The following is a 14369-nucleotide window of genomic DNA, read 5'->3' as shown; positions in this document are numbered from 1 at the left end:
ACGGCTGGACAGCGCGCCGCGCCAGTGTATGATAGCCGTAATACAGCAGGGGCGCGATATGCGTGAAGATCACCCAATTCCCACCGATCGCCTGATCACGCTCGACGCGCTGCGCGGTTTCGCAGTGATGGGCATATTGGCGATGAACATCGTCGCCTTCGCGATGCCCGAAATGGCCTATGTCTCGCCCAAGGCCTATGGCGGCGAAACGCCATCGGACATCGCCGCCTGGGCGCTCGGCTTCCTGCTCTTCGACGGCAAGATGCGCGGGCTGTTCTCGATCCTGTTCGGCGCCAGCATGTTGCTGATCATCGACCGCGCTGCCGCGTCAGGACAGAATCCGTCGTCGGTCCACTACCGCCGTATGGCTTGGCTCGCCGTCTTCGGCCTCAGCCATTATTTCTTCATCTGGTGGGGCGACATCCTCTTCCTCTATGCGTCGGTCGGCTGCATCGCCTTCGGCTTTCGCAACTGGGAAGCGCAGCGGCTGATCAAATGGGCGCTCGGGCTGTTCACACTTGGAGTCGTGCTGACTTCGCTCTTCTTCGGCGCCCAGTTGATGGTCGCAAGCCAGGCCGGCAATCCCGCCTCACCGATGGCGGAAGCGGGCCGGAGCCTGCTCGATGAATATGGCGGAATCGACGAGGAGGTGACCGAGGAACTGGCGCTCTATCGCGGCCCCTATCGCCCCATCCTCGACGAGCGACTGGGCAGCGCCGCGAACCCCGTCGTCGGCGTGCTGATGACCATGCTCGAAACACTACCGCTGATGATGCTCGGCATGGCGCTGTTCCGGAACGGCTTCCTGACGGGGGCGTGGACGCGTGAGGAGTATCGCCGCACCGCGCGGCGCTGGTTGCCGCCGGGGGTGCTGCTTACCCTGATCGTCGGCTGGGTCCAGTGGCGCTCGGGATTCGACTATATTGTCGCGGTCAACGCGTTCATGGCTTGGGCGGGGCCCGGGCGGCTGATGATGACGATCGCCTATGCCGCGCTGCTCGTGATGCTGATCCAGCGCGCGACCGGGAGCGCTTGGATCGCACGCGTTGCTGCCGCGGGACAGGTGGCTTTCTCCAACTATCTTGGCACCAGCATCGTCATGACGACGATCTTCTATGGCTATGGGTTGGGCCTGTTCGGCGACGTCGGGCGCTGGCCGCTGTATCTGTTCTGCATCGGCATGTGGGCGGTCATGCTGCTCTGGTCGAAACCGTGGCTGGCGCGGTATCGCTATGGTCCGCTCGAATGGCTGTGGCGCAGCCTGGCGCGCTTCAGCCTGCAACCGATGCGCAAAAGCGCCGTCGTTCAGTAACCGACGGCGCGTCCGAAACCGGGCGCGCGGCGCTGGACGAGCGGATTGGCTTCCTTCTCGAGCGCGGCGAGCGTCTGTTCGAACAGCGGGCGCAGTTCGACGACGCGCGGCAGATATTCCTCGGGGCTGACCTGGCTTTCGATGCAATGGCGCGCGAAGGTCTCGATATCCTCGGCAAGGTCGGCGAGCTTTTCGGCGCCGAACTGGCGCGATTCGCCCTTCAGCGTGTGCGCGGGCATGACCAGACCGCGCGCGTCGCGGGCGCGCATCGCCTCCTCGATCGCGACGACCGACTTGGTGCCATCTTCGCGAAAATAGCCCAATATCCGCACGAAGGCGGCGCCGAGCTGCGTGCGCGTGGCGCGGAATTCATCCCAATCGACCAGGATATCGTCCACTTGTTCGTCCCTTGGCATCAAAATTCGGTCTTTGGTCCCGGCGCCGTCATGCCGCGAAGCCGGTAAAAAAGCCGTTACGATTCGGGGCCACGCCGCATATGCGACCCGATTTGGGTCAGGAGCAGCGCACCAGCCAGCGTCCGTCGACCTCGGTCGTCACTGCCCAGCCATGTTCGACCGCGAGCGCGGCGACCTCGCGCCCCGCCTGCGGATCGTCGGCGAGCAGGATCACGGCGCGATCGGTGCGCATCGCCCGCGCCAGCCGCAGCGCCGGCCAGGGGCATTTCATGCCACGCGCATCGACCACGGGGGTCGACGCGTCACTCGTCATAGGGGTTGCGCGAATTGCGGAAATTCAGCCGCACCGGCACGCCCTGGAATCCCAGTTCCTTGCGCATGCCGTTGACCAGATAGCGTTCGTAGCTGCCGGGCAGCGAATCGGTGCGCGTGCCGAATACGACGAAGGTCGGCGGGCGCGTGCGCGCCTGCGTGATGTAACGCAGCTTGATCCGCTTGCCGCCGGGCGCGGGCGGCGGATTGTTATCGACCGCCGCCTCGAACCAGCGGTTGAGCCGCGCGGTCGAGACGCGGTTGGTCCAGATCGCCCGCTGTTCGAAGGCGACACGGACGAGCGTGTCGATGCCCTTGCCGGTTGCGCCCGAGATGGTGAGCACGGGCACGCCCTTGACCTGGCTCAGCCCGTCGTCGAGCGCACCGCGGACGCCGTTGAACAGCGACGAGGCATTTTCGGCCACGTCCCATTTGTTGAGCGCGACGATCAGCGCGCGGCCTTCCTGCAGCACCCGATCGGCGATGCGCAAATCCTGCGCTTCCAGACCCTTGGTGGCGTCGAGCAACAGCACGACGACCTCGGCGAAATCGACCGCGTGGAGCGCATCCATCACCGAGAGTTTTTCGAGCTTGTCCTGCACCTTGGCGCGCTTGCGCATGCCTGCGGTGTCGAACAGCTGGATCTCGTGGATCTCGCCGTCATCCTCCCACGTCCAGTCGACGCGGATCGAATCGCGGGTGATGCCCGCCTCGGGCCCGGTGATCAGCCGGTCCTCGCCGATCATGCGGTTGATCAGCGTCGATTTGCCGGCGTTGGGACGACCGACGATCGCGAGCTTCATCGGGCCGAGCGGGATATCCTCTTCCTCGCCCTCTTCGCCCTCGAAGACCGGAGGCAGTGCCTCGGCCTCGGCGGCGTCGAAACCCTCGACGATCGGGCGCAGCGCGTCGAACAGGTCGACGATGCCCTCGCCATGTTCGGCGCTCAGCGCGATCGGATTGTCGAAGCCGAGCGAATAGCTTTCCATCAGCCCGTTTTCGCCCTGCTTGCCCTCGGCCTTGTTGACCACGAGGATGATCGGCGTGTCCTCGCTGCGCAGCCAGCGGGCGATTTCCTCGTCGAGCGGGGTCACCCCGGCGCGGCCGTCGATCATGAACAGCGCAGCGTCGGCCTCGCGTACCGCCTTTTCGGTCTGCACACGCATCCGGCCGGGCAGGGTCGCGGCGTCATGATCCTCGAACCCCGCGGTGTCGACGATCGTGAATTTCAGGCCCAGCAGTTCGCCGTCGCCCTCGCGCCGGTCGCGCGTCACCCCCGGCTGGTCGTCGACCAGCGCGAGGCGCTTGCCGACGAGCCGGTTGAACAGCGTCGATTTGCCGACATTGGGTCGGCCGACAATGGCGATCGTTGCGGATCGCGCCATGATATTATCCCTGTTTCGTCCGGGCCGACGTGGCCCGGTCCCTTAAATCAGCGCCAGGCGGTGATGCGCCCGTCGTCCGCCAAGATGTAGAGGACGTTATTCGCGACGATCGGCGGCTGCGACAGCGGCGTCTTGAACTCGGTCGTCGAAATCGTCGAGCCGTCGGCGGGCGAGAATTCGACCAGCTGGCCCTCACTGTTCACCGCGATCAGCCGGCCACCCGCCAGGATCGGCCCGGTCCAGCGGATCGGATCCTTTTTCTTCTTTTCGGTCTCGACGCGGAAGCGCGCGAGCTGCTGGAGCCAGCGCACCTTGCCGGTCGCGCGCGCGACGCACAGCAATTTGCCGTCGTCGGTCATCGCATAGACCCACTCGCCGACCACATAGGGCGTCGAGATGCCGGCGATCGAGATTTCCCAGCTGCGCTGGCCGGTGACCAGCTCATAGCTCGCCATGCGGCCGCCTTGACCGAGCGCGAAGACACGGCCGCGGTCGATCACCGGGTCGGCGTCGACGTCGGACAGCGTCGACACCGACAAGGCCATCGAGGTGCGCGCGAGCGCATCTTCCCAAAGGTCGCGGCCATTCTCATAACGATAGGCCTGCACCTCGCCCGACGAGAAGCCGGCGACGATCGTGCCCTGCCCTGCGGCGGGCGAACCGGCGCCAAAGATGCTGCCGGCTTCGAGCGACGCCGTCGCCTGCCACAGCACCGCACCGTCGGCGGCGTTGAGCGCGAGAATCTGATTGTCCTGGGTGATGACATAGACCCCCCCAAACGCAATCGTCGGGGCACCGCGCAGCGGACCCGCGGGCTTCACCTTCCACAGCACCGATCCGTCGGCCGCATTCAGCGCGGCGACGTCGCCGACGCCGCTGGTCGCATAGACGACATTGCCGTCGGCCGAGGCACCGCCGCCGAACAGCGAATCCTTGAAATCCTTGCCGGTGCTGCCGATCGACGTGCTCCACAGCGACGCGCCGGTGTCGGCCGAAAAGGCCGAGACGACGGCATCGGTGCCGACCGCGAACAGGCGCCCGTCGGACACCACGGGGGCCGAAGCCAGCCGCTGCTTGTTGTTGCCGCCCGCGATGCTGGCGCTCCAGATCTGGCTGCGCGACGCGCCGAGCGCGGGGTGGCCCATCGATTTCGATGCATTGCCGCCCGACTGCGCCCAATTGGCGTTGACCACGGGATCGGGGAGCACGACCGCGACCGACGCGGTGGCGGGATCGACCTTGACGCTGTTGTCGTTCGACAGGATCGAGACGCGGTCGCCGACGGTCGGGGTCTTCGGCCCGCCGTCACCCTTGAACACACCGCAGCCGGCGAGCGCCAGCACGATCAGCGCGACGCCGACAAAATTGGCTTTCCGCATTATTTCTTTTCCTCAGCTGGTCCGGTGGCGGCGGCCGTCGGCGCGGCGCTGCCCTTCTGTTCCTTGGCGACGCTTTCGGCCGCACGATCCTTGACGACATCGACGCCCAGCATGCCCGCCATCTGGACGGTGCGCGACTGCAGCGACTTGGGGATATTGGGGGTGTCGGCGATGCGGCCGTAGAGCACGCCCGCCTCCTTATACTGGCCCAGCTGGTAATGCGCGGTCGCCGACAGTTCGGCGGCGCTCGGAAACCAGCTCGACGCCGGGTCCTTCGCCTCGACGATCGGCTTCATCCGCGCGATCACCATTTCGGGCTTCAGCGTGTCGAATTCGAACGCGGTCTGGCGGATCAGCGCGAGATCACGCAGCGACTGGTCGACCTCGGTATCGGCGACGACCTTGGCCATCAGCGCCGCCGCAGCCTTCATGTCGCCGCGCTCGGCCTTCAGATTCGCCTGCTGGAACTGCGCGGCGGCGCGATAGGCCGGTCCGCCCTCGGCCTCGATCTTCGCCAGTTCGGCGGTGCCGGCGGTCGGCTGCGCGGCCTTGAACTTGTCGAATGCGCCGAGCAGCGCCTCGGCATTTTCGCCGCGCTTGCTGTCCTGCATATGGCCCCAATAGAGATAGCCGCCGAAGGCGAGCAACGCCGCGACGACGCCGCCGACGATCCACAGGCCGAAACGCTGCCAGATGCTGTCGAACCGATCCTTGCGGACGGCCTCGTCCACTTCCTGCAACAATGCCGCGTCGTTCGTCGGGCTCAGCGCCACGCATTCCTCCATTTGCCGGGCGGCGCCGAACAGCGCACGCCGGTGGCTTCCTTAGCGACGGCTCCCCAAAAGGCCAAGCTTTTCACTTGGCTCGATCAGGCGGCGACACGCCGCATCAGCCTTGGTAGATCTGATCCTCGGTGGGGAATGAACGGGACCTGACTTCATCGGCATAGTCCTTGACCGCGCCGTTGATGACCCCCGCCATGTCCTGATAGCGCTTCACGAATTTGGGCACGCGTTCGAACATGCCGAGCATGTCGTCGGTGACCAGCACCTGCCCGTCGCACTGCGCCGACGCCCCGATGCCGATCGTCGGGCAGTCGACCTTACCCGTGATCTCGATCGCGATCGATTCGAGTACGCCTTCGATGACGATCGAAAAGGCGCCGGCCTGCGCCACCGCGACCGCATCCTCGACGATCGAGCGCGCCTCTTCCTCGCTCTTGCCGCGCACACCATAGCCGCCGAGGATGTTGACCGCCTGCGGGGTCAGCCCGACATGGCCCATCACCGGGATGCCGCGCTGGGTCAAAAATTCGATCGTCGGCGCGAGCACCTTGCCACCCTCGACCTTCACCGCCGCCGCGCCGGTTTCCTTGAGCAGCCGCGCGGCATTGTCGAACGCCTGCTCGGGGCTGCCTTCATAGCTGCCGAAGGGCATGTCGACGATCACCGCGGCATGATAGCTGCCGCGCACCACTGCGGCGCCGTGCAGCGCCATCATCTCCATCGTCACCCCGACGGTGTGCGGCAGGCCATAGATCACCTGCGCCAGCGAATCGCCGACGAGCAGCATGTCGCAATGCGGATCGAGCAGCTGCGCCTGGCGCACCGTATAGGCCGTGAGCATGACGATCGGCTCGCCGCCCTTGCGCTGGCGAATCCGCGGCACGGTCAGGCGTTTCATCGGCTGCGGCGTCGGATTCGCGCGGCTGGTCGAGGTGTCGAAGGTGAGCGTTTTGGGGAGTGTGGACATGGGGCGGCGGCTTAGCTCCAAAAGCCGGAGCGCGAAAGCGGCAAAGCCAGTCCATGTTATTCCTGCTTGACTCAATGTTAAAAATAGCGAACATAGAGTTCGCAATTGATGACATGGAGGCGAATCGCATGGCGTTCCGCGAGAAAATTCACTGGGTCACGCTGGTGACGATGATTCTGGCGTTCGGCTGGTATTTCCTCGTCTATCCCTGGCAGGTTGCCGACAGCCCGGCGGGCGTGTGGGCGACGGCCGGGCTGCTGGTGCCGGTGACCATCGCGATCATCGTCGCGATGACGGTGGCGACCGCCTTCCTCGCGATCCGCAACCGCGCCGAGGTCGACGTCAAGGAGGATGAGCGCGACCGCAGCTTCCACATGCGCGGCACCCATTATGCCTATTACCCGCTCGTCGTCGGCATCTGGACCAATATCCTCCTGATCTTCTGGGGCGTCGGTCAGGCGCAGCAGCTCAACCTGATGCTCGCAACGCTCGTCGCCGCCGAACTGGTCCGCATCGGGACCCAGCTGTTCCTCTATCGCCGGGGCTATTGAGATGTCCCCCGCGATCCTCGAATCCGCGCGGCAACTTGCCGGCGCCGACACCGGAGACCTGTCGATGAACTTCCGCGAAAAATCCGCCTGGCTGAACGTCATCGCGATGGCCGCCGCCTATACCCTCTATTTCGGGCTTCTCCTTTCCGGCCATCCTGCCGGGCGCGAGGTGTTCCCGATGCTGTGGCTCTTCGGCTCGATCGCCATTGCGCACGCTGTCACCGTCATCATCGGCACGATCATCCTGTCGGCACAGGCGCCGAAGTCCGAACGTGTTCGCGCCGATGAGCGCGACCGCGCGATCCGCCGGCGCGGCGCGACGATCGCCTATTATGTGCTGCTGGTCGGGATGATGGTCGTCGGCGTGTACATGCCCTTCGTCGAGAGCGGCGTGCCGCTGGCAAACATGGGCCTGTTCGCCATCGTCCTCGCCGAACTCGTCAACAGCGTCGTCGTGCTGATGAGCTATCGGAGGGGCTGGCATGGCTAGTCTGCCCTTCACCAATGACATCCGCACCCTGCGTTTCCTCGCAGGCGAGATGACGCAGGGCGAGCTCGGCGACCGCGTCGGGGTGACCCGTCAGACGATCGCGGCGATCGAACAGGGCAAATATTCACCCTCGCTCGAAGTCGCCTTCCGCATCGCGCGCTGCTTCGGCAAGCCGCTCGAAGCCGTGTTCCAGTGGGACGAAAGCACGCCTTCCTGACCGAACGCGCGGTTGCCGGTGCGAACTGCGCGCTCGACCAGCGCCTCAGGTCACCGCCGCGCGTTCGCGGAACGCGGGCCGGTCCCATTCGCGCGCCGCGATCACTTCGACCAGCGCTTCGCCGGCCAGCCACAGCTCCTCATGGCTCAGCGTCAGCGGTGTCAGCCCGAAACGCGCCACGTCGGGCGCGCGGAAGTCGCCGACGATGCCGCGCGCGATCAGCGCCTGGATGAGCGCATAGGCCTGCGGATGGCGGAAGCCGATATGGCTGCCCCGCGCCGCCGGATCGCGCGGGGTAACGCACTCCAGCCCCGCCCGCTCCCCGGCAGCGAACAGGATGTCGAACAGCGCGGCCGACTTGGCCTCGACCGCTGCCATATCGACATCGCGCCACAGCGCGAGCCCGCTTTCGAGCGCCTGCATCGCCAGCAACGGCGGCGTGCCCGTCAGCCAGCGCTTCATGCCCGCTGCGGGCGCATAATCGTCGGTGAAAGCGAACGGCGCAGCGTGGCCCATCCAGCCCGACAGCGGATTGGCGAGCACCGCCTGCCAGCGCCTAGCGACGAAGAGGAACGCCGGCGCGCCGGGGCCGCCGTTCAGATATTTATAGCCGCAGCCGACCGCGAGATCGGCGCCCGCACCATCGAGATCGACCGCGACCGCCCCGGCGCTGTGGCTCAGATCCCACAGCATCAGCGCGCCCGCGGCCTGCGCCCGCGCGGTCCATTCGGCCATCGCGAAGCGTTCGCCCGACTTGTAATGGACATGTGTCAGCAACAGGATCGCGACATCGTCCGCCAGCGCCGCCGCCAGCTCGTCGCGCGCCACGACGCGCAGTTCGGCCCCCGGGACGCATCCGACCGCCCCGGCCGCGATGTGCAGGTCGGTGTGGAAATTGCCCGCCTCGCTGAGCACCACGCGCCGCCGGGGATCGCGGCGTCCGGCCTCACGCAGCCCCGCGACGATCGCCTTGAACAGGTTCACGCTGGTCGAATCGCAGACGATCACCTCGTCGGGGGCCGCCCCGACGAGCGGCGCGATCAGCCCGCCGATCCTTTCGGGAGCGTCGATCCAGCCCTCGTTCCAGCTGCGGATCAGCCGTTCGCCCCACTGCCGCGTCACCAGATCGGCGCTCGCCGCGGCGCTGGCGTGCGGCAGCATGCCGAGCGAATTGCCGTCGAGGTAGATCAGCCCGCCAGAATAGGGGCCGGGGGGCCGCACGAAATGGTCGCGCAGCGGCGCCAGCGGATCGGCCGCGTCCATCGCACACGCCTCCGCCCGCGTCGTCACTTCGCCGCCATCCCGAACGCCTGCAGGATCGCCGCACGCTGCTTCGCCCAACTCGCACTGTCGGGCGCGATCAGCTCGACATGCCCCTCGTCCGGGGTCACCTCCAGCGTCACCGTCCGCCCGCGCTTTGCCATCGCGGCGCGATAGGCCTCGCCGGTCGCGGGCGGCGTTACCCGGTCGCGGTCATTGTTGAACTGTATCTCGCGCGCCGCGCCCAGCGGCATTTCGGGCGGCGAGGTCCGCGCATAGTCCCCGCCCGCCATCGCCGCGGGCGCCTCGGCCCCGCAGGCATGGCCGCTACTCGCCGCGCCCGCACGCAAATCGGGCAGCCCGCCCTGGCTGATCGCGAGGTCGATCGTCAGCGGATCGATCCCACGCAGCGCGTCGTCCGCCGCCAGCCCCGGCCGCCGCGCCAGCCACAGCGCCAGATGACCGCCCGCACTGTGCCCGATCGCGATCCGCGGTGCGTCGGTCCACAGCCCATATTTCGCCCCGTCGCGCGCGAACAGGTCCGCCGCCGCACCGACATCCTGATAGGTCCCCGGATAGCCGCCGCCGCGATCGACCCCGCGATATTCGATGTTCCACACGCCCACCCCGTGGCTCCGCAAATCGTCCGCGATCCAGTTCATGATGTCGCGCTCGGCGACCGCGGTCTGCCAGCAGCCGCCATGGATCATGATCACCGCCGGAAACGGTCGCCCGTCCTCCCTCTGGCCCTTCGGCACCCAGACATCGATTACCTGCAACGCGTCCTTGCCATAGGACAGGGTCGCATCGGGCTTCGGCTGCGCGCGCCCTAGCAGATCGCCCCATCCCATGATCGGCTTTGCCTGCACCGCACCCTCCTGTGTCGCCGCCGGCGCCGAACAGCCGAGCAGCGCCGCCGCCAGCATCGCCGTCATCGCCGCCCGCATCATCGCCCTCCCTCGCCCGCCAGCTGCGCAAAGACATCCTGCACCCCCGCAACGCTCGTATCGGTCCGCAGCATCGCCAGCGCCTCGGCAACGTCGAGCCGATAATCGGCGACCCCCGCGCTCTCGCCCTGCCAGCGTGCGCCGAGCGATTTGACCAGATGCCGCGCCGCGCCATTCTCCGACAGGATATGCAGGTCCAATGTCCCCAGCCCCTCGGCCGCGCAGTCGATCAGCAGCGCGGCGGTGAGCATCCGCCCCAGCCCCTGCCCCTGGAAGGCGTCGAGCACCGCGACCGAATATTCGCCCACCGGCCCGTCGTGCTCGCCCCGTACCGCATGCACCGCGCCGATCGCCGGCTCGCCTTCGCATTCGGTGCACAGCGCGCCCCAGCCGATATGGTCGTGCCCATCGACCGCGGCCAGCCGCGCGATCACCCGGTCGGGCAGCACCGCCGCGGGCGAAAAGAAGCGCAAATAGCGCGATTCGGCCGACAGCGCCGCGATCCCCGCGCGCAACAGCGGCGCATCGTCGGGGGTGATCGCGCGCAGGCACACCGCGGTCCCGTCGTTCAGCCGGCTGTGCACCGCAATGTCGCTCAGCGAATTCGAGGAAATAGCCATCGTCGAGCCTCCCGTACCCGATGATTAGGGACGCGGCCCCTCGCTGGCAATCGCCCCGCCAGGGTCGTCAGGCATCATCCCCCATCCGCAGCGCGGCGATGAACGCCTCCTGCGGGATGTTGACGTTGCCATATTCGCGCATCCGCTTTTTGCCTTCCTTCTGCTTTTCGAGCAGCTTCTTCTTGCGGGTCGCGTCGCCGCCATAGCATTTGGCGGTCACGTCCTTGCGCAGCGCGGCGATGGTTTCGCGGGCGATCACCTTGCCGCCGATCGCAGCCTGGATCGGGATCTTGAACATGTGGCGCGGGATCAGGTCCTTGAGCCGCTCGCACATGCCGCGGCCGCGGCTTTCGGCCGAACCGCGGTGGACGATCATCGAGAGCGCGTCGACCGGCTCGTTGTTGACGAGGATGCTCATCTTGACGAGGTCGCCGGGGCGGTGGCCGATCTGGTGATAGTCGAAGCTCGCATAACCGCGGCTGATGCTCTTCAGCCGGTCGTAGAAGTCGAACACCACCTCGTTGAGCGGCAGTTCATAGGTGATCTGCGCGCGGCCGCCGACATAGGTCAAATTCTTCTGGATGCCGCGGCGGTCCTGGCAGAGCTTCAGGATCGGGCCGAGATAATCGTCGGGCACGTAAATCACCGCCTCGATCCACGGTTCCTCGATCTCGTCGATGCGGTTCGGGTCGGGCATGTCGGCGGGGTTGTGGAGCTCGATCTCCTTCGCCGCCTCGTTCTTGGTGTGGCCGAGCTTCAATTTGTACACCACCGACGGCGCGGTGGTGATCAGGTCGAGGTCATATTCGCGGCTGAGCCGTTCCTGGATGATCTCGAGGTGCAAGAGGCCGAGGAAGCCGCAGCGAAAACCGAAGCCGAGCGCGGCGCTGCTCTCCATCTCGAAGCTGAACGACGCATCGTTGAGCCGCAGTTTCTGAATGCTCTCGCGCAATTTCTCGAAGTCGTTGGCGTCGGTCGGGAACATGCCGCAGAACACGACCGGCTGGACTTCCTTGAACCCCGGCAGCGCCTGTGCCGCGGGCTTTTTCGCGTCGGTCACCGTGTCGCCGACGCGCGCCTGCGCGACGTCCTTGATCTGCGCGGTGATGAAGCCGATCTCGCCCGGGCCGAGTTCGCCGAGCTGCTCGATCTTGGGGGTGAAGCAGCCGACGCGGTCGATCAGATGGGTGGTACCCGCCTGCATGAACTTGATCTGCTGGCCTTTTTTCAGCACGCCATCGACGACGCGGACAAGGATGACCACGCCCAGATACGGATCGTACCAGCTGTCGACGAGCATCGCGAGCAGCGGCGCGGTCGCGTCGCCCTTCGGCGGCGGGATCCTGGTGACGATCGCTTCGAGCGCTTCCTCGATGCCGATGCCGGCCTTCGCCGACGCGAGCACCGCGTCGTCGGCGGGCAGGCCGATGATATCCTCGATCTCGGCCTTCACCTTGTCGACGTCGGCCGCAGGCAGGTCGATCTTGTTGATGACGGGGACGATCTCGTGATCGTGCTCGATCGACTGATAGACGTTGGCGAGCGTCTGCGCCTCTACCCCCTGCGCCGCGTCGACGACGAGCAGCGCGCCCTCGCACGCCGCAAGGCTGCGCGACACTTCATAGGCGAAGTCGACATGGCCGGGGGTGTCCATCAGGTTGAGCTGATAGGTCTCCCCGTTGTGAGCCTTATACGACAGGCGCACCGTCTGCGCCTTGATCGTGATCCCGCGCTCTTTCTCGATGTCCATATTATCAAGGACTTGCGCCGACATCTCGCGCGCGGTCAGCCCGCCGGTGAACTGGATGAGCCGGTCGGCAAGCGTGGATTTCCCGTGATCGATGTGCGCGATGATCGAAAAATTGCGAATATGCGAGAGAGGAGTCGTCATCGCGGCCCGTTAGCAGGGGTTTGCCGCGCTGTCAGCAGGGAGTGCGCGCGCGGCACGCGGCCGCCGATTTTATGCGGAAGGTCACAAAGGTCACGCCACATACCCCTCTTGTTTCGCCCCCTCCACGGAGCCGGCCGGCGCGACGGGGTGGGGAGCATGACACGAGGCAAGGCCATGACCCGAAGGCTGGCATGGCGGGATTTATTAGGAAAGCGGTTTTTCGCCGGGGCGGTCAGGCCGCGAGCAGCTTTTCCAGTCGCTCGATTTCGCTCATGGCGTCAACCACCGCGCACAATCGTCCCGCACCCGCGCGTCGCGATCCCCGAGGCCCCGTTCCAGCACCGCCGCCCTGCCCGTGCCCTCTTCGACCGCCGCGAGCGCGGCGAACGCGTTGGCGCGGACGCGGGGTACCGGGTGCGCCCTGGCGAAATGCTCGGCGATGTCCTTGCCATTGTCGGTGAGGTGGACGGCGCAGCGGAGCAGCATTTCGGCCTGGGTGATCGTCGGGCGGCGGGCGATGGTGCCGTGCTTCAGGTCGACGATATATTGGTCGCGCCAGGGGATATGGTCGCCTTCCTCCATTATGTTGAGGCTGACCGAGAGGCGTGTCGGCGGAAGCTGGCTGTGGATGTCGCGGTGGGCGCGGTAGAGCATCATCTGGCCGGGGCCGAGTTGGCTGCGCTCGACGAATTTGAGGTTCAGCGGCTCGCCGAGACGGCCGTCGACGCTGTCCGCGTCATAATCATAATAGTCGCTGACATAGCCGGGACCCCAATAGCCCGTCGTCAGGAAGCTGAAATTATGGTCGTGCGGCAGGCCGTAGGCGAAGGCGGCAGGGCCGCTGGCGACATAGGACGCGTCGCTTGCGGCGGGCCAAAGGTTGGCGCGGAGGAAATGGCCGCGCGGGCTGCGGTGGAGCAGGAACACCTGCGCCGAATAGCGGCTGAGCGCGAGCTGGTCGGCGAAGCTGGCCTTGAGCGCGGCGATCACGCGGTCGGCGAGAAAGTCGCGGTTGCGCGCGAGTCCGGCGAGGAGCGGCGCGGCGCAGGCGAGGCTGGCTTCGTCGGACAGATCGACGCCGGTCTCGTCGAGGCGCGCGGTGACCTCTGCGAGGTCGAGTTCGGGGCCGGCGGGCGGGTCGATCAGGCGGGGCATGGCTCGGCTTTCGGGGCGGCGTAGAGCGCGAGCGTCGCGGCGGCGGCGGCGCGGACCTCGGGGTGCGGGTCGTGCGCCGCCATCGCGGCGAGGCGCGGGTGCGCGGCGGCGGGGTCGAGCGCGGCGAGGTCGCGCATCGCACTCCAGCGCGCAGCAAAATCCTGTCCATGGGTCGCCTCGACGAAGAGCGGCGCGGCATCACGGCGCTGCATTTCGCGGAGCAAGGCGAGCGCCATCTGGCGAAAGCTGCTGTCGCGGCGCGACGCCGCGACATGGGCGAGGCGGCCGCTCGCAAGGTCATAGGCGCGCATCGGCAGCGGCGAAGGCGGCTGCACCGCGAGTTCGAGGAGCAGCACGTCGCGGCACGCGCCGGCGATGGTGAAGCTGGTCCGCGCGGTATCGAGGTCGAGCAGCTCGCCGAGGGCGAGCGGGCGCGGCGGGTCGCTGGCACAGCGCGCGGCGCCGGCGGCGGTGAAGGCGCCGGCTTCTTCGGCAATCGAGAGCGCGACATGGTGGAGGACGAGCCGCGCACCGCCCGCGGCGAGGACGCGGATCGCGGCGCGGCCGGGGACGAAGAGCGTCGTCGTCGGCGCCGTCCCCGCCGCCTCGAACGGCAGCAGCTGGAGCGACAGGCGGATCGCGCCGGCCTCTGCAAGGATCAGTCCGCCGGGGCAGCCGCCCC

The 14369-nt window shown here is 66.9% G+C and carries 16 protein-coding genes; 4 read left to right on the top strand and 12 right to left on the bottom strand.

The genetic code is table 11. The annotated features are described in order from the left end of the window. The first annotated feature begins 58 nt into the window (after window positions 1-58). Complete coding sequence (locus B1A78_RS08020; RefSeq protein WP_077146447.1) at window positions 59-1312, top strand: DUF418 domain-containing protein; 1254 nt, start codon at window positions 59-61, stop codon at window positions 1310-1312. Here B1A78_RS08020 and B1A78_RS08015 read toward each other — a convergent pair. From B1A78_RS08015 to panB, 6 genes are all read right to left on the bottom strand, one after another. After that, window positions 1306-1728: an Hpt domain-containing protein gene (locus B1A78_RS08015; RefSeq protein ID WP_077146446.1), complete on the bottom strand. Its 423-nt coding sequence runs from the start codon at window positions 1726-1728 to the stop codon at window positions 1306-1308. The two genes, B1A78_RS08020 and B1A78_RS08015, sit on opposite strands and share 7 nt — an antisense overlap. Before the next feature lie 97 nt (window positions 1729-1825). After that, entirely contained in the window at window positions 1826-2041 is a 216-nt protein-coding gene (locus B1A78_RS08010; protein WP_077146445.1) for a sulfurtransferase TusA family protein, read from the bottom strand. After that, window positions 2031-3425 carry a ribosome biogenesis GTPase Der gene (der, locus tag B1A78_RS08005; protein WP_077146444.1) on the bottom strand — a complete coding sequence of 465 codons (1395 nt, stop codon included), beginning with the start codon at window positions 3423-3425 and terminating at the stop codon, window positions 2031-2033. Before der ends, B1A78_RS08010 begins: the two co-directional genes overlap by 11 nt. A gap of 47 nt (window positions 3426-3472) precedes the next feature. Then, complete coding sequence (locus B1A78_RS08000; RefSeq protein WP_077146443.1) at window positions 3473-4804, bottom strand: PQQ-binding-like beta-propeller repeat protein; 1332 nt, start codon at window positions 4802-4804, stop codon at window positions 3473-3475. Beyond that, complete coding sequence (locus tag B1A78_RS07995) at window positions 4804-5577, bottom strand: tetratricopeptide repeat protein (RefSeq protein WP_077146468.1); 774 nt, start codon at window positions 5575-5577, stop codon at window positions 4804-4806. Before B1A78_RS07995 ends, B1A78_RS08000 begins: the two co-directional genes overlap by 1 nt. 115 nt (window positions 5578-5692) lie before the next feature. After that, on the bottom strand, window positions 5693-6556 hold the full coding sequence (gene panB, locus B1A78_RS07990) for a 3-methyl-2-oxobutanoate hydroxymethyltransferase (RefSeq protein ID WP_077146442.1): 864 nt from the start codon (window positions 6554-6556) through the stop codon (window positions 5693-5695). 113 nt (window positions 6557-6669) lie between these two features. On the opposite strand from panB, the gene B1A78_RS07985 reads away from it, so the two are divergent. The 3 genes from B1A78_RS07985 to B1A78_RS07975 are packed head-to-tail and all read left to right on the top strand — an operon-like array spanning window position 6670 to window position 7814. Further along, the gene (locus B1A78_RS07985; protein WP_256837525.1) at window positions 6670-7107 is read left to right on the top strand and encodes a hypothetical protein; all 438 of its coding nucleotides are present in this window, start codon (window positions 6670-6672) and stop codon (window positions 7105-7107) included. A gap of 1 nt (window position 7108) precedes the next feature. Continuing rightward, window positions 7109-7597: a DUF2178 domain-containing protein gene (locus tag B1A78_RS07980; protein ID WP_256837524.1), complete on the top strand. Its 489-nt coding sequence runs from the start codon at window positions 7109-7111 to the stop codon at window positions 7595-7597. Continuing rightward, the gene (locus B1A78_RS07975) at window positions 7590-7814 is read left to right on the top strand and encodes a helix-turn-helix transcriptional regulator (RefSeq protein ID WP_077146441.1); all 225 of its coding nucleotides are present in this window, start codon (window positions 7590-7592) and stop codon (window positions 7812-7814) included. Before B1A78_RS07980 ends, B1A78_RS07975 begins: the two co-directional genes overlap by 8 nt. 45 nt (window positions 7815-7859) lie before the next feature. Here B1A78_RS07975 and B1A78_RS07970 read toward each other — a convergent pair whose 3' ends face one another. From B1A78_RS07970 to B1A78_RS07945, 6 genes are all read right to left on the bottom strand, one after another. Beyond that, entirely contained in the window at window positions 7860-9077 is a 1218-nt protein-coding gene (locus tag B1A78_RS07970) for a kynureninase (RefSeq protein ID WP_077146440.1), read from the bottom strand. A 23-nt stretch (window positions 9078-9100) separates the two neighbouring features. Then, the gene (locus B1A78_RS07965) at window positions 9101-10021 is read right to left on the bottom strand and encodes a S9 family peptidase (RefSeq protein WP_256837523.1); all 921 of its coding nucleotides are present in this window, start codon (window positions 10019-10021) and stop codon (window positions 9101-9103) included. Further along, a complete protein-coding gene (locus B1A78_RS07960) occupies window positions 10021-10641 on the bottom strand; it encodes a GNAT family N-acetyltransferase (RefSeq protein WP_077146439.1) in 621 nt (206 codons plus the stop codon). The genes B1A78_RS07965 and B1A78_RS07960 overlap by 1 nt, the downstream gene beginning before the upstream one ends. A 67-nt stretch (window positions 10642-10708) precedes the next feature. Further along, complete coding sequence (gene lepA, locus B1A78_RS07955; RefSeq protein WP_077146438.1) at window positions 10709-12532, bottom strand: translation elongation factor 4; 1824 nt, start codon at window positions 12530-12532, stop codon at window positions 10709-10711. Window positions 12533-12802: 270 nt separating this feature from the next. Beyond that, window positions 12803-13687: a hypothetical protein gene (locus B1A78_RS07950; RefSeq protein ID WP_077146437.1), complete on the bottom strand. Its 885-nt coding sequence runs from the start codon at window positions 13685-13687 to the stop codon at window positions 12803-12805. Further along, on the bottom strand, window positions 13675-14369 hold a 695-nt coding region (locus tag B1A78_RS07945; protein ID WP_179102005.1), incomplete at its 5' end, for a HEAT repeat domain-containing protein. The genes B1A78_RS07950 and B1A78_RS07945, both read right to left, overlap by 13 nt.

Source organism: Sphingopyxis sp. KK2 (assembly GCF_001990265.1).
Taxonomy (GTDB): domain Bacteria; phylum Pseudomonadota; class Alphaproteobacteria; order Sphingomonadales; family Sphingomonadaceae; genus Sphingopyxis.
This window is presented reverse-complemented; position numbering and strand designations above follow the sequence as displayed.

Excerpts from the sequence above, each read along its gene's own strand:
- B1A78_RS08015 (WP_077146446.1), bottom strand. The coding sequence starts at position 1,728 with ATGCCAAGGGACGAACAAGTGGACGATATCCTGGTCGATTGGGATGAA.
- B1A78_RS07980 (WP_256837524.1), top strand. The coding sequence starts at position 7,109 with ATGTCCCCCGCGATCCTCGAATCCGCGCGGCAACTTGCCGGCGCCGAC.
- B1A78_RS07950 (WP_077146437.1), bottom strand. The coding sequence starts at position 13,687 with ATGCCCCGCCTGATCGACCCGCCCGCCGGCCCCGAACTCGACCTCGCA.
- B1A78_RS08000 (WP_077146443.1), bottom strand. The coding sequence starts at position 4,804 with ATGCGGAAAGCCAATTTTGTCGGCGTCGCGCTGATCGTGCTGGCGCTC.
- B1A78_RS07960 (WP_077146439.1), bottom strand. The coding sequence starts at position 10,641 with ATGGCTATTTCCTCGAATTCGCTGAGCGACATTGCGGTGCACAGCCGG.
- B1A78_RS07985 (WP_256837525.1), top strand. The coding sequence starts at position 6,670 with ATGGAGGCGAATCGCATGGCGTTCCGCGAGAAAATTCACTGGGTCACG.
- B1A78_RS07975 (WP_077146441.1), top strand. The coding sequence starts at position 7,590 with ATGGCTAGTCTGCCCTTCACCAATGACATCCGCACCCTGCGTTTCCTC.
- B1A78_RS07970 (WP_077146440.1), bottom strand. The coding sequence starts at position 9,077 with ATGGACGCGGCCGATCCGCTGGCGCCGCTGCGCGACCATTTCGTGCGG.
- panB (WP_077146442.1), bottom strand. The coding sequence starts at position 6,556 with ATGTCCACACTCCCCAAAACGCTCACCTTCGACACCTCGACCAGCCGC.
- lepA (WP_077146438.1), bottom strand. The coding sequence starts at position 12,532 with ATGACGACTCCTCTCTCGCATATTCGCAATTTTTCGATCATCGCGCAC.
- B1A78_RS08020 (WP_077146447.1), top strand. The coding sequence starts at position 59 with ATGCGTGAAGATCACCCAATTCCCACCGATCGCCTGATCACGCTCGAC.
- der (WP_077146444.1), bottom strand. The coding sequence starts at position 3,425 with ATGGCGCGATCCGCAACGATCGCCATTGTCGGCCGACCCAATGTCGGC.
- B1A78_RS07965 (WP_256837523.1), bottom strand. The coding sequence starts at position 10,021 with ATGCGGGCGGCGATGACGGCGATGCTGGCGGCGGCGCTGCTCGGCTGT.
- B1A78_RS08010 (WP_077146445.1), bottom strand. The coding sequence starts at position 2,041 with ATGACGAGTGACGCGTCGACCCCCGTGGTCGATGCGCGTGGCATGAAA.